The organism is Citrobacter amalonaticus, from assembly GCF_018252635.1.
Taxonomy (GTDB): Bacteria; Pseudomonadota; Gammaproteobacteria; order Enterobacterales; family Enterobacteriaceae; genus Citrobacter_A; species Citrobacter_A amalonaticus_E.
Map to the genome: position 1 here is coordinate 477186 of NZ_JAGTXM010000004.1, position 22986 is coordinate 500171.

Genomic DNA, 22986 nt, shown 5'->3' on the forward strand with positions numbered 1-22986 from the left:
TTACCCCTCACTTCCACATGCGTTCATGAAAAAAAGAAATAGTCTGCACTAAGGACGCTATAGGCCCTTTTTAGAATTTATTGATGCTTTTAGGAATATTGATGAAAGAATAGATAAGAATGCGCAACCACGTGGAGTGAAGGGGGAATAACAGGTTGCTTAAGTGTTACCAAATGTAAATAAAAAGTTCGGTCGCTTAACATTCACGCGGTCAGGAAAAAAGCTCCAGCGTAATCATGCGATCCAGATGGCGATCAAACGCCGGATCGGCCATTTCCTGTATGCCGAGAACGTACATGCCATCAAGACCACACACCAGTGCAATCAGGCGCCAGGCGATATCTGTAGGGGCGGATACGGTGGTGAACTCTCCGGCGGCCAGTCCGTTTTCGATAATAGTGACCGTCTCTTCATGCCACATGCGCATGGTGAGAAGATAAGCGCTTTTGATTTCCGGGTCTTTATCCGCAAGGATCTGTGCTTCACGCCAGAGCTTAATATAGGGCTCGAATCCGCGATCATCACTGCCCAGCGTGGCGTGCAGACGCGCGCGCCAGGCGGCATCTTCGGCGACGAGTTCCGCATCCAGCAGGGTGCGAATCAGACGAACAAAAGCCTGCGATTTGAGTTCTCCGGCGGAGGTGAAATGGTGGTGAACCTGACCGGTCGCTACTTTTGCTTCTGAGGCGATCCGCCGGACGGTCATGGCGGAAAACCCGTCTTCGAGCGCCACGCGCATGGCCGCCTGTAAAATCACTTCGCGGCGTTCCTCTTTATTCAGATAGCTCATACCACCTCCATTTTTCCCGGAGAGGCAGTGTATCAATAAGCTGGACAGACGTTCAATTGTTACACGCTACAGTTGAAGCGAGAGTTCCATCGCGGAACGACGCAGGGGAGCCAGCGCCTTCTCTTTTAACGCGGCGGCGCTCATTGATGACGCCGGCACCCCGACGTTGAGGGCGGCCACCACGGTGCCATTACGGGAAAGCAGCGGAACGGCCAGGGAGCAGAGTCCGACTTCGATCTGCCTGTCTGCCAGCGCATAGCCCTGAATGCGTACCCGGACGATCTCTTCCCGCAGTGCCGTCAGGTCGCAAATCGTATGCGGGGTATAGCGGAGTAACTGAGCGCGTGACAACGTCACTTCTAACTGTTCTTCGGGCAGCGCGCTAAGCAGTACGCGCCCCATTGACGTGGCCCATGCGGGCAGCCTGCTACCGCGTCCGATGTCGACGCTGAGCAGGTTATTCACCGCCGCACGGGCGATATACAACACGTTGTCACCATCAAGCGTGGCGGCGGAGCAGGATTCTCCGAGAGATTTTCCCAGGTTATCCAGTGCCGCCTGCGCCACTTTTGCCAGCGGCGTACCGGCGAGATAGGCGTGTCCCACGGCCAGTACACGCGGCAGCAGTTCATAACTGCGCCCGTCTGGGCTGTGCACCATTCCCAGCGCCGCCAGGGTATAGAGACAGCGACGCACCGCCGCGCGGGAAATCTGCGTTTTCTGGCTAAGTTGTGAAATCGTCAGGCGCTGACGCTGGGGGGTAAAGGCATTGAGAACTTCCAGGCCCCGCGCCAGGGACAGCATAAAGTTAGGGTCAGACTTAGCCTGTGGACTACTGATAACTAACTGATTTTTATCGCTCATTGAGTCCTTCTCCTGTGCAACGCCAATCATGAACCGCATCAACTATACCGCGCCGAGGAACGCGAACCGGGGAATATCCGTAATTTCCCACCGGGATCACATTATTAACCAAGATGTAACAATCACGCCGATAATCGCACAACATTTCGATTATCGCCGTTGACCACCGGTGTGGCGCACACCTATTGTCAAAAGCACCGTCACCGTGGGTTATCGCCGGTGGTACGAAAAGTGATGATATTTATGATCAGGAAGAAACAATGACTGCGACCGTTGAACGTATTGAAAGCTGGCTGGTAGATGTCCCGACGATTCGGCCTCACAAGCTGTCCATGACCACCATGGGGTGCCAGACGCTGGTGATTGTCCGGATCACGCGTTCAGACGGGATCTGCGGCATTGGCGAAGCCACCACCATTGGGGGATTGAGCTATGGGGTGGAAAGCCCGGAGGCGATTCAGTCCGCAATAACGCACTATTTCACGCCGCTGTTGAGAGGGCAGCCAACGGACAATCTGAACGCGCTGACTGCGCGTATTAATAGCGCAATCAAAGGCAATACCTTCGCAAAATCGGCCATTGAAACCGCGCTGCTGGATGCGCAGGGAAAGGCGTTAGGACTGCCGGTTTCTACGCTGCTTGGCGGTGCGCTGAATACCGTCCTGCCGGTCTTATGGACGCTCGCCAGCGGTAATACGGATAACGACATCGCTGAAGGGCAGCGCCTGCTGGACGAAGGGCGACATCGGGCGTTCAAGCTGAAAATCGGCGCCCGGGAGCTCGAAACCGATCTGCGCCACACCCGCGCCATTGTGGAAGCACTGGGCGACCGCGCCAGTATCCGTGTTGACGTCAACCAGGCATGGGATGCCACTTCAGCCGCCAGAGGTTGCCGGGAGCTCGCGGCTATGGGCGTCGACCTGATTGAACAGCCGGTGAGCGCTGAAGACAACGCGGCGCTGATTCGTCTGAGTCAGCGCATAGAAACGGCGATCCTGGCGGATGAATCGGTTGCCAGCCATTTCGACGGCTATCGTCTCGCACAGCAGGGGTTTAACGGCGCCTATGCGCTGAAAATTGCCAAAGCCGGTGGGCCGGCCAGCGTGCTGAAACTGGCGCACGTTGCGCAGGCGGCGGGTATCGGACTATACGGCGGCACAATGCTTGAAGGCACTGTCGGTACCGTGGCGTCACTGCATGCCTGGTCAACACTGCCGTTGCAGTGGGGCACAGAGATGTTCGGCCCGCTGCTGTTAAAGGATGACATCGTCAGCCTTCCGCTCTCCTTCACCGACGGCTGTGTGGCGCTGCCGCAAGCGCCGGGGCTGGGGGTCGAACTGGATGAGGAAAAACTGCAGTTTTATGCGCGCAAGCAACGGGAATAACAGGAGAACAGAATGTTATTTAAAGTGGATATGACCGTGAATATTCCTTACGGAATGCCGGCGAATGAAATCGAAGAAATTAAATCACGGGAAAAAGCCTATTCCCAACAGTTACAGCGAGACGGTAAATGGCGACATATCTGGCGCGTTGCGGGCCTGTACGCCAATGTCAGTATCTTTGATGTCGATGACGCAGAAGAATTGCACCAGATATTAATGGCGCTGCCGTTATATCCATTTATGGATATTCGCATAGAAGCGCTGTGTCGCCATCCATCATCTATTCAGAGTAACGACCGATAATATCAGTACCGCATGCCGGAATTATCCGGCATACCCCTACGGACAATAATAAGCGAGAAGCATTATGAGCCACTCTTTTATCCAACAAGATGACATCCAAAAATTATTACGTGAAGGTGCCGGATTAAATGGACCAGAAGGTAATGAACGTTTTAAATCAATTATTCACCGCCTGCTCGGCGATATTTGCACCCTCATCGACGATTATAATGTCACGCAGGAAGAGTTCTGGCATGCGGTGAATTATCTGCACGAGTTGGGTGGACGTCAGGAAGCCGCGCTGCTCGCTGCCGGTCTGGGGCTGGAGCACTTCCTCGATCTGCGCCAGGAAGCGATTGAATCCCGCCCGTCGTCAGAAACCGGTACCCCACGCACCATCGAAGGGCCGCTATATGTCGCTAACGCGCCGCTGGCGGATGGCTATGCCCGGATGGATGACGGCAAAGATGCTGGCGAGGTGATGTGGCTGCACGGTCAGGTCAAGGACGTACACGGGCAACCGGTGGCCGGGGCCATTGTTGATATCTGGCATGCCAACACGCTGGGGAACTACTCTTTCTTCGATCAGAGTCAGAGCGACTATAATCTGCGCCGGCGCATTCGTACCGACGCCCAGGGGCGCTACAGCGTACGCAGTATCCTGCCTTCGGGCTACGGTTGCCCGCCGGACGGCCCGACGCAGAAACTGCTCGATCGGCTTGGCCGTCACGGCAATCGACCGGCGCACATCCACTTCTTTGTCTCTGCACCAGGATTTAAACACCTGACCAGCCAGATCAATCTGAACGGTGACCAGTATCTGTGGGATGATTTCGCCTTTGCCACCCGTGATGGCCTGATTGCCGACCCGGTGAAGGTCAGCGACCCGGCGTTGATTCAGCAACGTGACCTCCCCGGTGAGCATACTGAAGTGTGTTTCGATTTTACGCTGTGCGCGGCGCAACGCGCTGAGGAAGAGCAGCGTATTACCCGACTGCGCGCGCAGGAATAATTCGCAACGTCTCCGTTTATTAATCCTGAATAATGCAGGAGGAACACACTCATGCAAAAAACGCTCTCGGCATTAAAAGATAAAATCACGCAGGCGCTGATTGTCGATCGTGATAACCATATTTATCGTTGCCATCGTTCGATATTTACCGACGAGCAGTTATTTAATCTGGAACTGAAGCATATATTTGAAGGGAACTGGGTATTTCTGGCGCATGAAAGCCAGATCCCGGAGCCAGGTGATTATTTTACCCTGACGCTTGGACGGCAACCTGTCATTATTACCCGCGATAAAAAGCACGAACTGCATGCGTTAATTAATAGCTGTGCGCATCGCGGCGCGATGTTATGTCGACGCAAAACGGGAAATAAAAACTCCTTTACCTGTCCGTTTCACGGCTGGACCTTCAGTAATAACGGCAAGCTATTAAAAGCGAAAGATGAAAGCACCGGCGGATATCCGCAGACGTTTAAGCATGAAGGGTCGCACGATCTGAAATCACTGCCGCGCTTTGCCTCTTATCGCGGATTTCTGTTCGGTAGTCTGAGCGAAGATGTGTTGCCGCTGGAAGCATACCTCGGCGAGACCTGTAAAATTATCGATCTGATGGTCGATCAGGCCCCCGACGGGCTGGAAGTCCTGAAAGGTTCATCCAGCTATGTCTATGAAGGCAACTGGAAACTGGGGGCGGAGAACGGGGCTGACGGTTATCACGTCAGCGTGGTGCACTGGAATTATGCCTCGACGATGTCGCGACGTAACTATGAAGCGCAAGGGACGCGGGCAGTGGATGCTAACGGCTGGTCTAAGAGCGCTGGAGGTGGCTATGGGTTTGAGCACGGTCATATGCTGCTGTGGACGCGGGCGATGAACCCTGAAGTCCGCCCGGTTTACGATCACCGTGAGCGGTTGCGGGCGGAATTTGGTGAAAATCGTGCCGACCAGATGGTCAATGAAACGCGGAATTTGTGCCTTTATCCCAACGTATACCTGATGGATCAGTTCTCAACGCAGATCCGTGTGATTCGCCCCATTGCGGTCGACAAAACCGAAGTGACGATCTGGTGCTTCGCGCCTAAAGGCGAATCTGACCAGGCTCGTGCGCTACGCATTCGCCAGTATGAGGATTTCTTCAACGTCAGCGGGATGGGCACCCCTGACGATCTTGAAGAGTTCAGCGCCTGCCAGCGTGGTTATCTGGGCGAAAATCTGGCATGGAGCGATCTCAGTCGCGGTGCACTGCATTGGGTGGATGGTCCTGATGAGCATGCGCGGCATGCCGGCTTTATTCCACTGCTGAGCGGCGTGAAATCTGAAGATGAGGCGCTCTACATCGCGCATCACCACCACTGGCAGAACGTGATGCTCGCGGCGGTGGAAAAGGAAAAGCAGCTATATGAACAATCGATCACACAACGCGTGGAGGTGAGCGGATGTTAACGCCTGAACAGGTTCGTCAGTTTCTCTACTACGAAGCGCGATTGCTGGACGATCGCCAGTGGGATGCGTGGCTCAACTGCTATAGCCCAAAGGTGGTCTTCTGGATGCCCGCCTGGGGCGATGATGACAAAACTACCCGCGATCCGCAGCGGGAGATATCACTGATCTATTACCCAAACCGGGACGGGCTGGAAGATCGGGTGTACCGCATCAAAACCGAACGTTCCGGCGCTAGCACGCCGGAACCGCGCACCACGCATATGATCAGTAACATCGAACTGTTGGGTGAGAAAGAAGGCGGTATTGAGGTGCGCTATAACTGGGTCACTTACAGCCATCGTTATCAGCACACCGATACCTACTTCGGCACCACGCACTGCACGCTGGTCGAACAGGACGGCCAGCCGCTCATCACGCGGAAAACGGTGCGACTCAATAACGACTATATCCGTCAGGTGATTGACGTTTACCATATTTAAGAGGTGCTTATGAGTTTTACGATTGCCCTCAATTTTGAGGACGGCATCACTCGCTTTATCCAGTGTAATGCAGGCGAGAAGGTACTGGATGCCGCTTACCGGCAGAAGGTAAACCTGCCGATGGATTGCTCTGACGGCGTCTGCGGCACCTGTAAATGCCACTGTACCAGCGGTGATTACGCGCTGGGTGAGGACTTTCTGGAAGAGGCGCTGAGCGATGATGACGCCAAAGCACGACAGGTGCTGACCTGCCAGATGATCCCCTCCAGCGACTGCGTGATTGACGTACCGGTTGCCGCTGCGCAGTGTAAAACCAGCATCACAACAACCCAAGCCACCGTGCAGGCGATCAATGCGCTCTCCGACACGGCGATTGAACTGGTCGTGCGCCAGGATACCGCGCTCCATTTTCTGTCCGGGCAGTACATCAACATTCAGGTACCCGGGACGATGCAGCAGCGCGCCTACTCATTCAGTTCGCTACCGGGCAGTGACGAAGGGCGATTTCTGATCCGCAATGTGCCCGGGGGGGTGATGAGTCAATGGTTGACCCAGCGCGGACAAGTCGGCGACACCGTCACGCTGAGCGGGCCGATGGGCAGTTTTTATCTGCGCCACGGTGAACGCCCGGTGCTGATGCTAGCTGGCGGTACCGGGCTGGCTCCGATGCTTTCCATGCTGGAAACGCTCACCGCGCAGCAGAGCTCGCGGCAGGTCACACTGCTGTATGGCGTGACCTACGACGTCGACCTGGTCAAAACCGACGCGCTGAACGCTTTTGAACACAAACTGGCTGACTTCCGCTGGCTACCGATAGTCGCTGACGCGCAAAGCGGTTGCCCACAGCGCGGGTTTGTCACCGATCATCTCAGTGAGGCGATGCTCAATCAGGGCGATGTGGATATTTATCTTTGTGGTCCGCCGCCGATGGTCAATGCCATCACCACGGCGTTACGCGAGCGGAGCATCACGCCAGCCGGATTCTGGTACGAAAAATTTATCGCCAGCCAGAGTGCGGCGGCATAAGGAGTCTCAATGCGATTTAACGATAAAGTCGTGGCCATTACCGGTGCGGCGCAGGGGATTGGTCGCCAGACCGCCATACAGGCCGCGCATGAAGGGGCGCGACTGTTACTCATCGATCGTTCCCGTCACGTCCATGAACTGGCGGCCATACTGGCGTCAGAAGGGTGTCAGGTGCTGGCGCTGGAAGCGGATCTGGAACAGTGGGAGAGCACCGAACAGGTTTTTGCCACAGGCGTCGCGCATTTTGGTCAGCTGGACGTGCTGGTCAATAACGTCGGTGGGACTATCTGGGCCCGCCCGTTTGCTGAATACCAGCCTGGTCAGATTGAGAAAGAGATCCGCCGTTCGCTGTTTCCAACGCTGTGGGGCTGCCGCGCGGCACTCCCGTGGATGCTGAAACAGGGACACGGCAGTATTGTGAATATCTCTTCCGTCGCCACGGCCGGGGTAAACCGCGTACCATATTCAGCAGCGAAGGGGGGGGGAAACGCGTTAACGCGGTCGATTGCGATGGAATACAGCGGCAGCGGTATTCGCATCAATGCGGTGGCGCCAGGCGGGACCGACGCCCCGGCGCGTCTCGTCCCACGTAATGACGAAATCCCTTCCGCCCAGGAGCAGGCGTGGTATCAGCAGGTGATTGATCAGACGATCGACAGCAGTCTGATGCATCGCTATGGAACGCTGGCAGAGCAGGCGAATGCGATCCTGTTCCTCGCCAGCGATGACGCCAGCTATATTACCGGTATCACCTTACCGGTCGCCGGAGGCGATCTCGGCTGATGTTGTTCGTTCAGTAGGCCGACCGCCGCGTTCGGCTTACTGTTTTATCCTGGGGTTCCATCCTTCTCACTGACGTCAAATCATTCCCGAATTCAATACCGCTCATTGTCTGATAATCACGTCGCTGAACAAAAAGTTGGACATGCGTTCAATTTTCCGTAGGATCAGCAAAGCTGGACGTGTGTCCAGTTTGTTTTTGTCGGGAGTTTTATGTTTCGTCAGTGGTTAACGTTAGTGATTATTGTGCTGGTCTACATTCCTGTTGCGATTGATGCAACGGTGCTGCACGTTGCCGCACCCACGCTGAGTATGACGCTGGGTGCCAGTGGCAACGAACTGTTGTGGATCATTGATATTTACTCGCTGGTGATGGCAGGGATGGTTCTGCCGATGGGGGCGCTTGGCGATCGCATCGGTTTTAAACGCCTGCTGATTCTCGGCGGGGCGCTGTTCGGTCTCGCGTCACTGGCTGCGGCCTTTGCCCACACCGCCAGTTGGCTGATCGCCACTCGGGCCATTCTGGCAATTGGCGCAGCGATGATCGTGCCGGCGACGCTGGCCGGGATCCGCGCCACGTTCTCGCAAGCACGCCACCGCAACATGGCGCTTGGCGTCTGGGCGGCAGTGGGATCGGGCGGGGCGGCATTCGGCCCGCTGGTAGGGGGGATACTGCTTGAGCATTTCTACTGGGGCTCCGTGTTTTTAATTAATGTGCCGATTGTTCTGGTCGTGGTAGCGCTGACTGCGCGCTATGTTCCGCGTCAGGCCGGACGTCGCGATCAGTCGCTGAATCTGGGACATGCCATTATGCTGATTGTCGCGATTTTGCTTTTGGTTTACAGCGCGAAAACGGCGCTGAAAGGGCACATGGCCACCGGCGTTATCGCGCTGGCGCTGGTGAGTGGCGCACTGCTGCTGGCGCAGTTTGTCCGCATTCAACTGGCGGCGAGTCGTCCCATGATTGATATGCGCCTGTTCACCCATCGCATTATCTTAAGTGGCGTGGCGATGGCGATGACGGCAATGATTACGTTGGTCGGTTTCGAGCTGTTAATGGCGCAGGAATTGCAGTTTGTTCATGGCTTAACGCCGTACCAGGCAGGATTGTTTATGCTGCCGGTGATGTTGGCCAGTGGTTTCAGCGGCCCGATTGCCGGGATGCTGGTATCCCGACTGGGGCTGCGGAAAGTGGCAACCGGCGGAATGGCATTAAGCGCTCTGAGTTTTTATGGACTCGCAGCAACAGACTTCAGCACCCAACAAATCCAGGCCTGGGTATTAATGGCGCTGCTGGGATTCAGTGCCGCCAGCGCGCTGCTGGCCTCTACGGCGGCGATCATGGCGGCGGCACCCGCCGAGAAAGCGGCAGCGGCCGGGGCGATCGAAACGATGGCCTATGAGCTGGGAGCGGGGCTGGGGATTGCTATCTTTGGTCTGTTGCTCAGCCGCAGTTTCTCTGCATCAATTGTGCTTCCTGACGGTCTGAACGCCGGAGAAATAGAACGCGCCTCGTCCTCAATGGGTGAAGCGGTACAACTGGCGCAGACGCTTCCTTCGGCATTGGCGGATCCCGTTCTGCTGGCCGCGAAGCAGGCTTTTACCTGGTCGCATAGCGTGGCATTAAGCAGTGCCGGAAGCATGTTGATCCTGCTGGCAGTCGGTATGTGGTTCAGTCTGGCGAAGGCCGCGCGTGAATAACTCAGTGGGTGAACTGGCAGCGGTTATCCAGCTCTTCAACTTCCTTGCCGCTCAGACGGGCGTATTGGCCTGTGAGTCGCCAGAACGCGGGTTGCGTCTCGGTATAAATCTCAGCAGCAAGGATCAGACGACGGCGATCGACTTCGTTAAATTCGAGCAGTGTCCAGGGAATGAAATAGCGCTCGGTGTCGGTTAACTTGATCCACAGTGGGCAACCACAGCCGGAACAAAAAACCCGTTCGCCGCGTGGCGATGATGCAAAATGAGCCGGGTTGGGTGCATCGGGATCCATCATCGGTTGCCCGCAGGCTTCCAGATACATGGCGATACCACCAGACCACTTCTGGCAAATCGTACAGTGACAGGCATACACATCAAGGGATTCGACATCGACAGTAAAATGGCTCTGCCCGCAGAGGCAACGTCCTGTGTAGGTTTGCACGGCATGCTCCTTATGACCGGTTCAACGTCGGGGAAAAAAAACCAGCCCATCGTGGGCTGGCTTTTGTACAGCGCAATTCTAAAAATTAGAACTGATAGGTCAGACCAACGGCAACGATGTCGTCAGTGCCTACACCAGCAGCGCGAGTAAAGTTGCTTTCGTCGATCAGGTTGATTTTGTAATCAACATAGGTAGACATGTTTTTGTTGAAGTAGTAGGTTGCGCCAACATCAACGTATTCAACCAGATCCTGATCGCCCCATGCACCCAGGTCTTTACCTTTGGATTTCAGGTAAGCCAGGGACGGACGCAGACCGAAGTCGAACTGGTACTGAGCAACAACTTCAAAGTTCTGAGTTTTGTTCGCGATATGATCATCGCCAAACGGCGTCATGTTGCGAGTTTCAGAGTAGGTAGTTGCCAGGTAGATGTTGTTCGCATCATATTTCAGGCCTGCAGCCCACACTTCAGCGTTGTCGCCGGAAGCGTTCAGGCTGTTGTTACCGTAGGCAACCTGGTCATCAGTACGGTCAGATTTCGCATAAGCGGCGCTTGCTGCAAAACCTTCGTACTCATAGCTGGTGGACAGACCGAAGCCGTCACCGTTCGCTTTAACTTCGTCGCCACGGTCGTTTTTACCCTGATACTGCAGCGCGAAGTTCCAGCCTTCAACCAGACCGAAGAAGTCAGTGTTACGGTAGGTTGCAACGCCAGTGGTACGTGCGGTCATGAAGTTATCAGTCTGGGTCCAGGTGTCACCACCGAACTCAGGCAGAACGTCGGTCCATGCGCCAACGTCATATGCCACACCGTAGTTACGGCCGTAGTCGAAAGAACCGAACTCAGCAAATTTCAGACCAGCAAATGCCAGACGAGTTTTGTTGCCTTTGTTGCCATTGGCTTCGTCGTTGTTGCCTTTGAATTCATATTCCCACTGGCCGAAACCGGTCAGTTGATCGTTGATCTGCGTTTCGCCTTTGAAACCCAGACGTGCATAAGTTTTGTCGCCATCATCGCCGTCATTGTCGGAGAAGTAGTGCAGAGCGGTAACTTTACCGTACAGATCCAGTTTGTTGCCGTCTTTGTTGTACACTTCTGCCGCATTCACGACGCCTGCTGCCAACAGGCTAGTCACTGCCACTGCAACTAATTTAAGTTTCATTGTTAACAATCCTTATAATTTTCTTGGTGTGATTCCTGAACCATTGTCGATCGAATGTGTTTCTCAATGGCAAACTATTTTTAAAGTACGCAGCAGTACTAATTCAATAATAAGTTTCATGTAATTGCAGATTATTTCTATTTGTGTGATCCAGATCGCCTTAAGTTAAATCTGAGCCGGAGAAATTCTTAGAAATAACCTTGTGCGCAATATTTTCGCAGGGGATTATATACCGCCAATTGGTTATTATATGAGTTAGTTGTCAATGTGTACTATATACAGATTAATAATTGTTAAGTAATGTAAATCTCTAATTTATTAGCGACTTGTTATCATATATTTAACATAAGTTTAAAGAATGATTTTTAAATTTTCATGAAATAAATAAACCCGATTCCAGCGTTTAATAAAGGTATGGTTGAGTCGTCAAAAAAATCAAATAAGAATTTTCCAACAAAAGATAAATATCTTAAGAATGGGCAAGTGACGATTTATCACATGAAGGCGAAGCCCGGGCCAGAAAAGCGTACCAACCCGGGAGAGCGTTACGCGCGACGAGTGGCCCACCAGCAGAGCAGCGAGCCGACGCAGACCATGATGGCACCCTGCCAGAAAGAGAGCGACAGCGGGGCGCTCAGCAGCACGGCTGCCAGCGCTGACGACAGCACCGGCGTGAAATACGATCCCACCGCCATGATGGTGACATTCCCGTGTAAAATCCCCACGTTCCAGGCCGCATAGGCAAAACCCAACGTCAGAGCGGCAGAGACAAGTTTTATTATGACCGGTGTGCTGAACATCATTTCAGGCTGTGGCGTCAAAAAATAGTGAACCCATAAACTGAGTGCTGTGAGTAAAACGAAAACCGTAATGCCGTTAAACCCTCGCGCATATTTATTGGTCACGGTACAGTATGTTGCCCAGATAAAGGCGCCGAGGAAAGCGAGAAAATAGCTCAGTGGACTGCTGGTGATATTGCTGATAATTTCACCGGCATTCAGACCGTTTTCACCACCCAATACCCAGCAAATACCGGTTATCGCGAGCAGTAATCCGGGGACGATTATCCAGGTGGTTTTTTGACCATTAAACAGAATTGCGAATAAAATAGTCAGACTTGGCCATAAATAATTGACCATACCGACTTCAATCGCCTGATGACGCGTAGCGGCATAACCCAACGACAACGCCAGACATATTTCATAACTGACAAACAGCACGCTACCGGCGATCAAATAACCAACAGGGAAACGACGGATATTGGGAAATCCCACGGTAAATATCAGCAGCAGTCCACTTAATGAATAGATTGCTGCCGCACCGCCGACGGGCCCAAGACCTTCACTAACGCCACGAATCAGGCCCACCATTGTACTCCACAACACAATGGCAATAAGTCCTATCAGCGTTGCCTTTTGTTTCGTCATTCTGTTTGCCGCTTCCCATGCCTTATCTAAAAAGAAGCTGGAATATATAGCACTTTTTTAGCGAAATTACCCAGACGAAAATTGAACGGAATTACTCCCTTGGTGGTATATAAAACCGACAATTGGGACTATTTAGTAGCGGAACCGTTTCGTTATTGATTTGACTCAAAAAAAATATGGGTATTGCTGATAGTTTCCTCGGCGACACGACAACTCTGGAAAAAGAGGGAAAGCAATGAACGTCAGCCGCAGAAAGTTTTTTAAAATCTGCGCGGGCGGTATGGCTGGAACAACAGTTGCTGCGCTGGGATTTACCCCCAAAATGGCACTGGCTCAATCGCGAAATTATAAACTGCTGCGCGCGAAAGAGATCCGAAACACCTGCACATACTGTTCCGTAGGTTGCGGGCTATTAATGTATAGCCTGGGAGATGGAGCAAAAAACGCCAAAGAAGCGCTTTATCATATCGAAGGGGATCCGGATCATCCGGTGAGCCGGGGCGCATTGTGTCCGAAGGGTGCCGGTCTGTTGGATTACATTCATAGCGAAAACCGCCTTCGTTACCCGGAATACCGCGCACCAGGTTCAGACAAATGGCAACGCATTAGCTGGGATGATGCGCTGACCCGCATTGCAAAACTGATGAAAGCCGACCGCGACGCCAACTTTATCGAGAAAAATGAACAGGGCGTAACGGTAAACCGCTGGCTTTCCACGGGGATGCTCTGCGCCTCCGCTGCCAGTAATGAAACCGGCATGCTGACGCAAAAATTTGTGCGCTCACTGGGCATGCTGGCCGTAGACAACCAGGCGCGCGTCTGACACGGACCAACGGTAGCAAGTCTTGCTCCAACATTTGGTCGCGGTGCGATGACCAACCACTGGGTTGATATCAAAAACGCGAACGTCGTGATGGTGATGGGCGGTAACGCCGCTGAGGCCCATCCAGTGGGTTTCCGCTGGGCGATGGAAGCGAAGAACAACAATGACGCCACGCTGATTGTTGTCGATCCCCGTTTTACCCGTACCGCGTCGGTTGCGGACATTTATGCGCCGATTCGCTCCGGCACGGACATTACGTTCCTGTCCGGTGTGCTGCGGTATCTGATTGAAAATAACCAGATTAACGCCGAATACGTCCGCCATTACACCAACGCCAGCCTGCTGGTGCGGGATGATTTTACCTTTGATGACGGTTTATTCAGCGGTTATGACGCGAAAAAACGGCAGTACGATAAGTCGTCCTGGAACTACCAGTTCGATGAAAACGGCTATGCCAAACGCGATGAAACTCTGACGCATCCTCGTTGCGTATGGAATCTGCTGAAACAGCACGTTTCCCGCTACACGCCGGACGTCGTCGAGAACATCTGCGGGACGCCGAAGGCTGACTTCCTGAAAGTGTGTGACGTGCTGGCCTCCACCAGCGCGGCGGATCGTACCACCACGTTCCTGTATGCGCTGGGCTGGACGCAACATACCGTCGGGGCGCAGAACATCCGTACGATGGCGATGATTCAGTTGCTGCTCGGCAATATGGGGATGGCCGGCGGCGGCGTGAACGCCCTGCGCGGTCACTCCAATATTCAGGGGTTAACCGACCTCGGACTGCTTTCAACCAGCCTGCCTGGCTATCTGACGCTGCCGTCGGAAAAGCAGGGCGACTGGCAGACCTGGCTGAACGCCAACACGCCAAAAGCCACGCTGGCGGACCAGGTGAACTACTGGAGCAACTATCCGAAGTTTGCCGTCAGCCTGATGAAATCGTTCTACGGCGATGATGCGCAGAAAGAGAATGACTGGGGCTTTGACTGGTTGCCGAAATGGGATCAGGCCTACGACGTCATTAAATACTTCAACATGATGGATAGCGGGAAAGTCACCGGCTACATCTGTCAGGGCTTTAACCCGGTGGCGTCCTTCCCGGACAAAAACAAAGTGGTTCGCAGCCTGAGCAAGCTGAAGTATATGGTGGTGATCGATCCGCTGGTGACCGAAACCTCAACCTTCTGGCAGAACCACGGCGAGTCGAACGATGTCGATCCGGCGTCGATTCAGACCGAAGTGTTTCGTCTGCCGTCCACCTGTTTTGCTGAAGAAGATGGTTCTATCGCCAACTCCGGACGCTGGCTACAGTGGCACTGGAAAGGGCAGGATGCGCCGGGTGAAGCGCGTAACGACGGCGAAATTCTGGCCGGGCTTTTCCATCGTCTGCGCGAGCTGTACCGCACAGAGGGCGGGAAAGGCGTAGAGCCGCTACTGAAAATGCGCTGGGACTACAAACAGCCGGATCACCCAGAGTCAGAAGAGGTGGCGAAAGAGAACAATGGTTATGCGTTGGCCGATCTCTATGACGCCAACGGTGTGCTGATTGCGAAGAAAGGGCAACTGCTCACCAGCTTCGCACAACTGCGTGATGACGGTACGACCTCGTCTTCCTGCTGGATCTACACCGGTAGCTGGACGGAGAAAGGCAACCAGATGGCCAACCGCGACAATGCCGACCCGTCAGGGTTGGGCAATACGCTGGGTTGGGCATGGGCATGGCCGCTCAACCGTCGCGTGCTGTATAACCGCGCCTCAGCGGATATCAACGGTAAGCCGTGGGATGCAAAACGCATGCTGATCCAGTGGGACGGGGCGAAATGGACGGGTAACGATATCCCGGACTTCAACACCGCGCCTCCAGGCAGCGCAACCGGGCCGTTTATCATGCAGCCGGAAGGGATGGGACGCCTGTTTGCCCTTGATAAACTGGCGGAAGGTCCGTTCCCGGAACACTACGAGCCGATGGAAACGCCGCTGGGCACTAACCCGCTGCATCCGAACGTGGTCTCCAGCCCGGTCGTGCGCATCTATGAAGATGACGTGCTGCGCTTAGGGAAGAAGGACGCGTTCCCGTATGTCGGAACGACCTATCGTCTGACCGAACACTTCCACACCTGGACCAAGCACGCGCTGTTGAACGCCATTGCGCAGCCGGAACAGTTTGTGGAAATCAGCGAAACGTTGGCTGCCGCCAAAGGCATTGGCAACGGCGACTACGTGAAGGTAAGCAGCAAGCGTGGATTCATTCGTGCGGTTGCGGTGGTGACACGTCGTCTGCGTACGCTGCACGTCAACGGTCAGCAGGTTGAAACCGTCGGGATCCCGCTGCACTGGGGCTTTGAGGGGGTGGCGCGAAAAGGCTATATCGCCAACACCCTGACGCCAAACGTCGGTGATTCAAACTCGCAAACGCCGGAGTACAAAGCGTTTTTAGTTAACATCGAGAAGGCGTAAGGGGGCGAGCATATGTCTTTGGAAACGCAGGACATCATCAAAAAGTCCGCAACAAACGCGATCACGCCGCCGCCGCAGGCGCGTGATTACAAAGCCGAGGTCGCCAAGCTCATTGACGTCTCCTCCTGCGTGGGCTGCAAAGCCTGCCAGGTGGCCTGCTCTGAGTGGAACGACATCCGTGACGACGTAGGGCACTGCGTCGGGGTGTACGATAACCCCGCTGATCTCAGCGCCAAGTCCTGGACGGTGATGCGTTTTAGCGAAACTGAGCAGAACGGCAAACTGGAGTGGCTGATTCGTAAAGACGGCTGTATGCACTGTGAAGATCCGGGCTGCCTGAAGGCATGCCCGTCCGCGGGGGCGATCATCCAGTATGCCAACGGGATTGTCGATTTTCAGTCCGAACACTGCATTGGCTGCGGCTACTGCATTGCCGGGTGTCCGTTTAATATTCCGCGCCTCAATAAAGAGGACAACCGTGTTTATAAATGTACACTCTGTGTCGATCGCGTCAGCGTGGGCCAGGAACCGGCCTGTGTCAAAACCTGTCCGACCGGGGCGATTCATTTCGGCACCAAACAAGAGATGCTGGAAATGGGCGAGCAGCGCGTCGCGAAGCTGAAAGCGCGCGGCTACGAACATGCCGGCGTCTATAACCCACAGGGCGTCGGCGGTACGCATGTGATGTATGTCCTGCATCACGCGAATCAGCCGGAGCTCTACCACGGTTTACCGAACGAGCCGAAAGTCGACACCTCTATCAATCTGTGGAAAGGGGCGCTCAAGCCACTGGCGGCCGCCGGATTTATCGCTACCTTTGCCGGGCTGATCTATCACTACATCGGTATAGGCCCGAATAAAGAAGTGGACGATGACGAGGAGGACCATCATGAGTAAGTCGAAAATGATTGTGCGCACGAAGTTCATCGATCGCGCCTGTCACTGGACGGTGGTGATTTGCTTCTTCCTGGTGGCGCTGTCGGGGATTTCATTTTTCTTCCCGACGCTGCAATGGCTGACGCAAACTTTCGGTACGCCGCAGATGGGACGCATTTTGCATCCGTTCTTTGGCGTTGCGATCTTCATCGCGCTGATGTTCATGTTTGTCCGCTTCGTTCACCACAACATCCCGGATAAGAAAGACCTTCCGTGGCTGAAAAACATTGTCGAAGTGCTGAAAGGCAACGAACACAAAGTGGCGGATGTCGGCAAATATAACGCCGGACAGAAGATGATGTTCTGGTCGATCATGAGCATGATTTTCGTGCTGCTGGTGACCGGCGTGATTATCTGGCGTCCCTATTTTGCGCAGTACTTCCCGATGCAGGTGGTGCGTTACAGTCTGCTGATCCACGCGGCGGCAGGGATCATTCTGATCCACGCCATCCTCATTCATATGTATATGGCATTTTGGGTGAAAGGATCGATTAAAGGGATGGTTGAAGGGAAGGTGAGTCGCCGCTGGGCGAAGAAACACCACCCGCGCTGGTACCGTGACATCGAGAAGGCAGAAGCGAAAAAAGAGAGTGAAGAAGGATTAAATTAATACTTTCTTTACCGACAAGGCGCTACAACGGTAGCGCCTTTTTTTTTGCCATAAAAACGTCATGAGACTGTCATCGTCCAAACGTAACGTGTTGTCTTCACAAATAACCGAAGAGTTAACCGACAATGCATCTGGTCAAAAAATTGCTCGCTGTGAGCGTACTTCTTTCCGCGTCAGTTCAGGCGCAGAACGTCCTCGAGTTTCCACAACCGGAGAACAATCCTGAAGAATTTTATGCCGTGACGGAAATCCCGGCTGGCGGGATCATTAAATATGAAACCGACGCTAAAACCGGGTTTATCTTCGCGGACCGCTTTCAGTCAATGCCGGTTGCCTATCCGGCAAACTACGGCTCGCTGACCCAGTCGCTGGCAGGTGATGGCGATCCGCTGGATGTGATTTTCTACACCCGTGCCCCGATGGCACCAGGAACGCTGATTAAACTGCGTGCGATTGGTGTACTGAAGATGATTGATGGTGGCGAGAAGGATGACAAAATTGTGGCGGTTCCAGCCAGTAAAATTGATCCTACGTATGACGACATCAAGGAACTGGCCGACCTGCCTGAAATTGAGGTTCAGCGCCTGGAATCGTTCTTTCGCGTCTACAAAGAATTACCGGAAGGACGTAAGAAAGTGGAGCTGAACGGCTTTAATGATGCAGCGACCGCAAAGCAGGAAATCAAACAGGCATGGGACGCCTGGAAAGCGAAAAAAACTCAGCAATAAGTGATTTTGCCGGACGGCGTTTGCCAGTCCGGCTGTCAACGCGATTACTGCACCGCCAGACGCCGCAGGTGAGAGATATCCACGCTTTTTTGCGCTTGCGCCAGACTCCAGGTATTTTGCAGATTTAGCCACATCTCCGGAGAGCTGCCGATCACCACCGAAAGTTTGATCGCCATTTCCGGGGTGAGGGCGGCTTTGCCCGTGAGTAACCGACTTGCCGTTGAGGGCGCAATCTCCATTGCTCTGGCAAATTCACGCAAACTGACGTTCAGTTCGTCCAGCGCTTCCTGAATGATATCCCCGGGGCGGGGATGATTCGCCATTTTCATCAGTGATAATCCTCGTAATCCAGAATGTACGCATCGCCATTGACGAATTCAAACGTCATACGCCAGTTGCCTGAAACCGATATTGACCAGACGCCATCGCGATCGCCGCTCAGAGGATGCAGTCGGTAACCGGGCATGTTGATATCGTTCACGCAGCCTGCGGCGTCAATCACGGCGAGGCGGTGTCGCAAACGTTTGACGTGCTTTGCCAGCACGCTTGACGTTTTACCGTGAAGAAACAGGTCGCGTAATCCCTTGTGCCGGAAGTTCATGATCATCCTTTCCACCTCGTTCCTTCTTGAGGAACAGTAGCATTATGTTCCGTTCGGCGCAACAATTTTCGCCATCGCGTGTGCGATTGTCTGGCGAAATGAAGAAAGAGAAAAGGAGAGGGGATGAATACTGGAAAGCGCTACGCAAATTGCCCGGCAAACCTCGCGTTGCCGGGCATTGAGGGTTAAAGACGCGTGAGGATGTCGTCTATCTCTTTACGCCACTGAGCCTGCAACTGCGGCTTCTGGTGCCTGGGTTTACGGGCCAGATCCTCCGCCAGACGTTGTTCTAGTACCAGCAGTTTTTCCAGCAGGTGCTCCTCGTCGACATGTTCTGCGACAGGCGGAGCGCCATCATTCACATCCACCGCAGAGCGTTCCTCCGTGGTTTGGCGTATACGGGCATAGACCGTTTCCAGATCGTGCCATTCGCTCAGTTCACCCTCGTCAATAAACCAGAACCGATTGCAGCTCTGGCTGATGAGTTGACGATCGTGACTGACCAGCAGCACGCCGCCTTCAAAGGTTTGCAGGGTCTGCGCCAGCGCCTCTTTCCCTTCCATATCCAGATGGTTGGTCGGTTCATCCAGCATCAGCAGGCTATAGCGCGCCAGCGACAGGCCGACGAACAGTAAACGAGAGCGCTCGCCGCCGCTTAACGTACTGACCGATTGCGCATGGCGTATCCACGGGAAGCCCGCGCTAATCAGCGCCATTTTGCGAATATCCGGTTGCGGGGCGAACGGCTCAAGGGCGTCAAACAACGACGCGTCATCCGGTAGTTGATGCAGCGTCTGATCGTAGTAGCCCAGCGTTACGCGAGGGTGGAGACGCAGCGAATCTGACGCCTGTTCCGTCTGATAATGCTGCCAGATCAGTTTTAACAGCGACGATTTTCCGCAACCGTTGCGACCGACGATCGCCACCCGATCGCCGCTTTTCAGACGGCAGCCCGCAATGGTAAACAGCGTCGGCGCGTCTGGGGTAGGCATGACCGACAGGTGCGATAATTCCAGCAGACGGTCTGCTCGTAGTGCGTCTCCTTGTAATGTTAGTGACCACTGACTTCCTGCGCTCAGATCCGTTTGACTCTCCTTCAGACGTAACACCTGTTTTTCCATTTGCTTCGCTTTGCGCGACAGATCTTCGTTATCATACACCCGGCCCCAGGTTGCCAGCCGTTTAGCACTGGCGGTGACGCGATCGATCTCTTTTTGCTCCGCCTTATGGCGCAACGCATCACTGGCATCGCGTTCAACCAGCGCCTGACGGGCCTTGTTGCAGGGTAACGCAAAGGTATGCAGGGTGCGATCGCGTAAGATCCACGTGCCGTTCGTGATCGCATCCAGCAACTGCGGATCGTGGGAAACGACCACAAAACTCCCTGACCAGTTCTGTAGAAACTGTTCCAGCCACAGTAAGGTCGGCAAATCCAGGTGGTTGCCAGGTTCGTCAAGCAGCAGGAGATCGGGCTGGCGCATCAGCGCACGGGCCAGCAGTAAACGCGTATGCTGGCCGCCACTCAGGGTTTGCGCAGTTAATTGCCGATCCTGAAAACTGAAGCCCATTTGCGCAAGTAACGCCTCGACCTGCCAAAGCTGGCTGGCCCGTTCGTGTTCTGGAAGTTGTACCAGAACGGCGTCCTGTAACGTCAGCGGCAGGATCGCGTCGGGCAAGTGCTGCTCGACACGGGCGAGATGGCAGTGGTTCGCTAGTGCCAGGGTGCCGCTGGTCGGGGCAATCGAACCATCGAGAACTTTCAACAGCGTGCTTTTACCGCAGCCGTTGTAGCCGATAAGCCCAATGCGATCGCCTTTTTTCAGGGTAAACGTCAGATCGTCGAAAAGCGTGCCGAACGCGGTATCAACGTGCAGGGATTGTGCGGTTAGTAATGTGCTCATTGTTGCTTACTCAAGAGTTACAGGCGTCATAACGCCTCGTCAAACATCGCTGACGATAACCCGGTAAGCCCGAGAGAAGGGGGAATTCAGAAGTTAGCTTCGCTCAAGCAGAAGTTATCGCAGCACGATACCGATAACGCTTGAGCACTGGCGATCGCCAAAAGCATGTGAAACGATCAATCGTTCACAGTACAGCATAAGTATCCTCCTTTTATTTATTCGAATGTTAATTGATGGTGAAAGTGTAAGCGCAAGTGATGGGACAGCGCAAGCCTGAAGGCCCGGCAGCGTGCGCCACCGGGCAAGTTCGTCAGATAGAGGTACGACGATAGTCGCGATATTCCGCCTGCCAGAAGTTATCTTCGATAGCTTGTAACAACGCTTCAGCGGAGGTTTTCACCGCCACGCCCTGTTGCTGCGCCATTTTCCCGACGGCAAACGCAATGGCGCGCGAAACGGTCTGAATGTCTTTCAGTTCCGGCAACACCAGACCTTCACCGTTAAGCACCAGCGGCGAGTACTGGGCCAGCGTTTCACTGGCGGACATCAGCATCTCATCGGTAATGCGCGAGGCGCCGGAGGCAATCACGCCCAGCCCAATCCCCGGGAAAATATAGGCGTTATTACACTGGGCGATGGGATAGATATTGTCCTTCCAGACCACCGGCATAAACGGGCTACCGGTAGCGACCAGCGCGTTACCTTCGGTCCAGGCGATGATGTCCTGCGGCGTCGCTTCCACACGCGAGGTGGGGTTAGACAGCGGCATCACGATCGGCCGCGAGCAATGCTTGTGCATTTCGCGGATGATCTCTTCGGTGAACAGACCGGTTTGTCCGGAAACGCCGATCAGAATATCGGGCTTAACGTTACGGACCACATCAAGCAGCGACAGCACGTCGTTGTCGGTATCCCACCCTTGCAGATTTTCACGTTTCTGCACCAGTTTGGTCTGGAAAGAGAGCAGATTTGGCATCTGGTCGGTCAGCAGGCCAAAGCGATCCACCATGAAGACTCTCTGGCGCGCGGCCTCTTCACTCAATCCTTCTCGCTGGATCTGAGCAATAATCTGTTCGGCGATACCGCAACCGGCTGAACCCGCGCCGAGGAAGACAATTTTCTGTTCGCTGAGCTGGCTGCCTGCCGCCCGGCTGGCAGCAATTAGCGTGCCGACGGTTACCGCGGCAGTGCCCTGAATATCGTCGTTGAACGAACAGATTTCGTCGCGATAGCGATTAAGCAGCGGCATGGCGTTTTTCTGCGCGAAGTCTTCGAACTGCAGAAGAACGTCCGGCCAGCGGTGCTTAACGGCCTGAATGAATTCATCGACAAACGCATAATATTCGTCGTCGGTGATGCGCGGATTGCGCCAGCCCATGTATAACGGATCGTTGAGCAGTTGCGGGTTATTCGTTCCCACATCCAGCACGACCGGCAGGGTGTAGGCCGGGCTGATGCCGCCGCAGGCCGTATACAGCGAGAGCTTACCAATCGGAATGCCCATCCCGCCGATCCCCTGATCGCCAAGACCCAGGATACGCTCGCCGTCAGTCACCACGATCACTTTGATGTTGTGGTTGGGGACGTTTTGCAGGATGTCATCCATGTTGTGGCGGTTCTGGTAAGAGATGAAGACGCCGCGCGCGCGACGATAAATCTCAGAGAAACGTTCACAGGCTGCGCCTACCGTTGGGGTATAGATCACCGGCATCATCTCATCAAGATGGTTGTGAACCAGGCGGTAGAACAGGGTTTCGTTGGTATCCTGGATATTGCGCAGGTAGATATGTTTGTCGATTTCCGTTTTGAATCCCTGATACTGGATCCAGGCACGTTCTGCCTGTTCTTCAATCGACTCGACCACTTCCGGCAGTAACCCCAGCAGGTTGAAGTTACGGCGCTCTTCCATACTGAAAGCACTGCCTTTATTCAGTAAGGGGAATTCCAGTAATACCGGGCCAGCGTAAGGGATATAAAGGGAACGCAGTTTTTTGCTTTTGGTTTCCATGTCACTCACTCTTTTTTTGAATATCCGTCCCTGGCATTTTTATAATGTGTTGCCATTCCACCAGGGCATCGGGCAAAGAGTATAAAGCATCGCGCATGGATTAAGGCTTTTGTAAGCAAAAACACCATC

The 22986-nt window shown here is 54.1% G+C and carries 21 protein-coding genes; 12 read left to right on the plus strand and 9 right to left on the minus strand.

The window, feature by feature from the left end:
- Window positions 1-211: 211 nt before the first annotated feature.
- The gene (locus KE671_RS15040) at window positions 212-790 is read right to left on the minus strand and encodes a TetR family transcriptional regulator (RefSeq protein WP_206163592.1); all 579 of its coding nucleotides are present in this window, start codon (window positions 788-790) and stop codon (window positions 212-214) included.
- A 66-nt stretch (window positions 791-856) separates the two neighbouring features.
- Complete coding sequence (locus KE671_RS15045) at window positions 857-1684, minus strand: IclR family transcriptional regulator domain-containing protein (protein WP_241029906.1); 828 nt, start codon at window positions 1682-1684, stop codon at window positions 857-859.
- Between the two features lie 230 nt (window positions 1685-1914).
- Between KE671_RS15045 and KE671_RS15050 the strand changes: the two genes are divergently transcribed.
- The 8 genes from KE671_RS15050 to KE671_RS15085 all read left to right on the plus strand — a co-directional run bounded on the left by KE671_RS15050 (window position 1915) and on the right by KE671_RS15085 (window position 9759).
- A complete protein-coding gene (locus KE671_RS15050; protein ID WP_241029876.1) occupies window positions 1915-3039 on the plus strand; it encodes a muconate cycloisomerase family protein in 1125 nt (374 codons plus the stop codon).
- A gap of 12 nt (window positions 3040-3051) precedes the next feature.
- Window positions 3052-3342, plus strand: coding sequence for a muconolactone Delta-isomerase (catC, locus tag KE671_RS15055; protein WP_206163594.1), 291 nt, complete (start codon window positions 3052-3054; stop codon window positions 3340-3342).
- Between the two features lie 64 nt (window positions 3343-3406).
- Window positions 3407-4333 (plus strand): catechol 1,2-dioxygenase, encoded by a 927-nt coding sequence (catA, locus tag KE671_RS15060; RefSeq protein ID WP_206163595.1) that lies wholly within the window; start codon window positions 3407-3409, stop codon window positions 4331-4333.
- Window positions 4334-4384: 51 nt separating this feature from the next.
- Window positions 4385-5773, plus strand: a complete 1389-nt coding sequence (locus KE671_RS15065) for a Rieske 2Fe-2S domain-containing protein (RefSeq protein ID WP_206163596.1) — start codon at window positions 4385-4387, stop codon at window positions 5771-5773.
- On the plus strand, window positions 5767-6252 hold the full coding sequence (gene benB, locus KE671_RS15070; RefSeq protein ID WP_206163597.1) for a benzoate 1,2-dioxygenase small subunit: 486 nt from the start codon (window positions 5767-5769) through the stop codon (window positions 6250-6252). The genes KE671_RS15065 and benB overlap by 7 nt, the downstream gene beginning before the upstream one ends.
- A gap of 9 nt (window positions 6253-6261) precedes the next feature.
- The gene (benC, locus tag KE671_RS15075) at window positions 6262-7278 is read left to right on the plus strand and encodes a benzoate 1,2-dioxygenase electron transfer component BenC (RefSeq protein ID WP_206163598.1); all 1017 of its coding nucleotides are present in this window, start codon (window positions 6262-6264) and stop codon (window positions 7276-7278) included.
- Between the two features lie 9 nt (window positions 7279-7287).
- A complete protein-coding gene (gene benD / locus KE671_RS15080) occupies window positions 7288-8061 on the plus strand; it encodes a benzoate diol dehydrogenase BenD (protein WP_206163599.1) in 774 nt (257 codons plus the stop codon).
- Between the two features lie 210 nt (window positions 8062-8271).
- A complete protein-coding gene (locus KE671_RS15085; protein WP_206163600.1) occupies window positions 8272-9759 on the plus strand; it encodes an MFS transporter in 1488 nt (495 codons plus the stop codon).
- Window position 9760: 1 nt separating this feature from the next.
- Here the strand turns inward: KE671_RS15085 and KE671_RS15090 are convergent, their stop codons facing one another.
- The 3 genes from KE671_RS15090 to yddG form a co-directional block, all read right to left on the minus strand.
- On the minus strand, window positions 9761-10132 hold the full coding sequence (locus KE671_RS15090; protein WP_283093115.1) for a GFA family protein: 372 nt from the start codon (window positions 10130-10132) through the stop codon (window positions 9761-9763).
- 154 nt (window positions 10133-10286) lie between these two features.
- Entirely contained in the window at window positions 10287-11363 is a 1077-nt protein-coding gene (gene ompC / locus KE671_RS15095) for a porin OmpC (protein WP_044257932.1), read from the minus strand.
- 545 nt (window positions 11364-11908) lie between these two features.
- A complete protein-coding gene (gene yddG / locus KE671_RS15100) occupies window positions 11909-12790 on the minus strand; it encodes an aromatic amino acid DMT transporter YddG (protein WP_206163602.1) in 882 nt (293 codons plus the stop codon).
- A 235-nt stretch (window positions 12791-13025) separates the two neighbouring features.
- Here yddG and fdnG point away from each other — a divergent pair, with 235 nt between their 5' ends.
- The 4 genes from fdnG (at window position 13026) to KE671_RS15120 (ending at window position 18347) form a co-directional block, all read left to right on the plus strand.
- Entirely contained in the window at window positions 13026-16073 is a 3048-nt protein-coding gene (gene fdnG / locus KE671_RS15105; protein ID WP_206163603.1) for a formate dehydrogenase-N subunit alpha, read from the plus strand.
- A 12-nt stretch (window positions 16074-16085) separates the two neighbouring features.
- Window positions 16086-16970 carry a formate dehydrogenase subunit beta gene (gene fdxH / locus KE671_RS15110; protein WP_206163604.1) on the plus strand — a complete coding sequence of 295 codons (885 nt, stop codon included), beginning with the start codon at window positions 16086-16088 and terminating at the stop codon, window positions 16968-16970.
- Window positions 16963-17619: a formate dehydrogenase-N subunit gamma gene (gene fdnI / locus KE671_RS15115; RefSeq protein WP_206163605.1), complete on the plus strand. Its 657-nt coding sequence runs from the start codon at window positions 16963-16965 to the stop codon at window positions 17617-17619. Before fdxH ends, fdnI begins: the two co-directional genes overlap by 8 nt.
- A 125-nt stretch (window positions 17620-17744) precedes the next feature.
- Window positions 17745-18347: an inorganic diphosphatase gene (locus KE671_RS15120; RefSeq protein ID WP_206163606.1), complete on the plus strand. Its 603-nt coding sequence runs from the start codon at window positions 17745-17747 to the stop codon at window positions 18345-18347.
- 44 nt (window positions 18348-18391) lie between these two features.
- On the opposite strand, the gene KE671_RS15125 is transcribed toward KE671_RS15120, so the two are convergent.
- From KE671_RS15125 to maeA, 4 genes are all read right to left on the minus strand, one after another.
- Window positions 18392-18676: a HigA family addiction module antitoxin gene (locus KE671_RS15125; protein ID WP_206163607.1), complete on the minus strand. Its 285-nt coding sequence runs from the start codon at window positions 18674-18676 to the stop codon at window positions 18392-18394.
- Window positions 18676-18954: a type II toxin-antitoxin system RelE/ParE family toxin gene (locus KE671_RS15130; protein ID WP_206163714.1), complete on the minus strand. Its 279-nt coding sequence runs from the start codon at window positions 18952-18954 to the stop codon at window positions 18676-18678. Before KE671_RS15130 ends, KE671_RS15125 begins: the two co-directional genes overlap by 1 nt.
- Before the next feature lie 179 nt (window positions 18955-19133).
- A complete protein-coding gene (locus tag KE671_RS15135) occupies window positions 19134-20849 on the minus strand; it encodes an ABC-F family ATP-binding cassette domain-containing protein (RefSeq protein WP_206163608.1) in 1716 nt (571 codons plus the stop codon).
- A gap of 310 nt (window positions 20850-21159) precedes the next feature.
- Entirely contained in the window at window positions 21160-22857 is a 1698-nt protein-coding gene (gene maeA / locus KE671_RS15140; RefSeq protein ID WP_206163609.1) for an NAD-dependent malic enzyme, read from the minus strand.
- Between the last annotated feature and the right edge of the window lie 129 nt (window positions 22858-22986).

Coding starts and splice junctions, on each gene's coding strand:
- KE671_RS15040 (WP_206163592.1), bottom strand. CDS start 790: ATGAGCTATCTGAATAAAGAGGAACGCCGCGAAGTGATTTTACAGGCG.
- KE671_RS15045 (WP_241029906.1), bottom strand. CDS start 1,684: ATGATTGGCGTTGCACAGGAGAAGGACTCAATGAGCGATAAAAATCAG.
- KE671_RS15050 (WP_241029876.1), top strand. CDS start 1,915: ATGACTGCGACCGTTGAACGTATTGAAAGCTGGCTGGTAGATGTCCCG.
- catC (WP_206163594.1), top strand. CDS start 3,052: ATGTTATTTAAAGTGGATATGACCGTGAATATTCCTTACGGAATGCCG.
- catA (WP_206163595.1), top strand. CDS start 3,407: ATGAGCCACTCTTTTATCCAACAAGATGACATCCAAAAATTATTACGT.
- KE671_RS15065 (WP_206163596.1), top strand. CDS start 4,385: ATGCAAAAAACGCTCTCGGCATTAAAAGATAAAATCACGCAGGCGCTG.
- benB (WP_206163597.1), top strand. CDS start 5,767: ATGTTAACGCCTGAACAGGTTCGTCAGTTTCTCTACTACGAAGCGCGA.
- benC (WP_206163598.1), top strand. CDS start 6,262: ATGAGTTTTACGATTGCCCTCAATTTTGAGGACGGCATCACTCGCTTT.
- benD (WP_206163599.1), top strand. CDS start 7,288: ATGCGATTTAACGATAAAGTCGTGGCCATTACCGGTGCGGCGCAGGGG.
- KE671_RS15085 (WP_206163600.1), top strand. CDS start 8,272: ATGTTTCGTCAGTGGTTAACGTTAGTGATTATTGTGCTGGTCTACATT.
- ompC (WP_044257932.1), bottom strand. CDS start 11,363: ATGAAACTTAAATTAGTTGCAGTGGCAGTGACTAGCCTGTTGGCAGCA.
- yddG (WP_206163602.1), bottom strand. CDS start 12,790: ATGACGAAACAAAAGGCAACGCTGATAGGACTTATTGCCATTGTGTTG.
- fdxH (WP_206163604.1), top strand. CDS start 16,086: ATGTCTTTGGAAACGCAGGACATCATCAAAAAGTCCGCAACAAACGCG.
- fdnI (WP_206163605.1), top strand. CDS start 16,963: ATGAGTAAGTCGAAAATGATTGTGCGCACGAAGTTCATCGATCGCGCC.
- KE671_RS15120 (WP_206163606.1), top strand. CDS start 17,745: ATGCATCTGGTCAAAAAATTGCTCGCTGTGAGCGTACTTCTTTCCGCG.
- KE671_RS15125 (WP_206163607.1), bottom strand. CDS start 18,676: ATGAAAATGGCGAATCATCCCCGCCCCGGGGATATCATTCAGGAAGCG.
- KE671_RS15130 (WP_206163714.1), bottom strand. CDS start 18,954: ATGATCATGAACTTCCGGCACAAGGGATTACGCGACCTGTTTCTTCAC.
- KE671_RS15135 (WP_206163608.1), bottom strand. CDS start 20,849: ATGAGCACATTACTAACCGCACAATCCCTGCACGTTGATACCGCGTTC.
- maeA (WP_206163609.1), bottom strand. CDS start 22,857: ATGGAAACCAAAAGCAAAAAACTGCGTTCCCTTTATATCCCTTACGCT.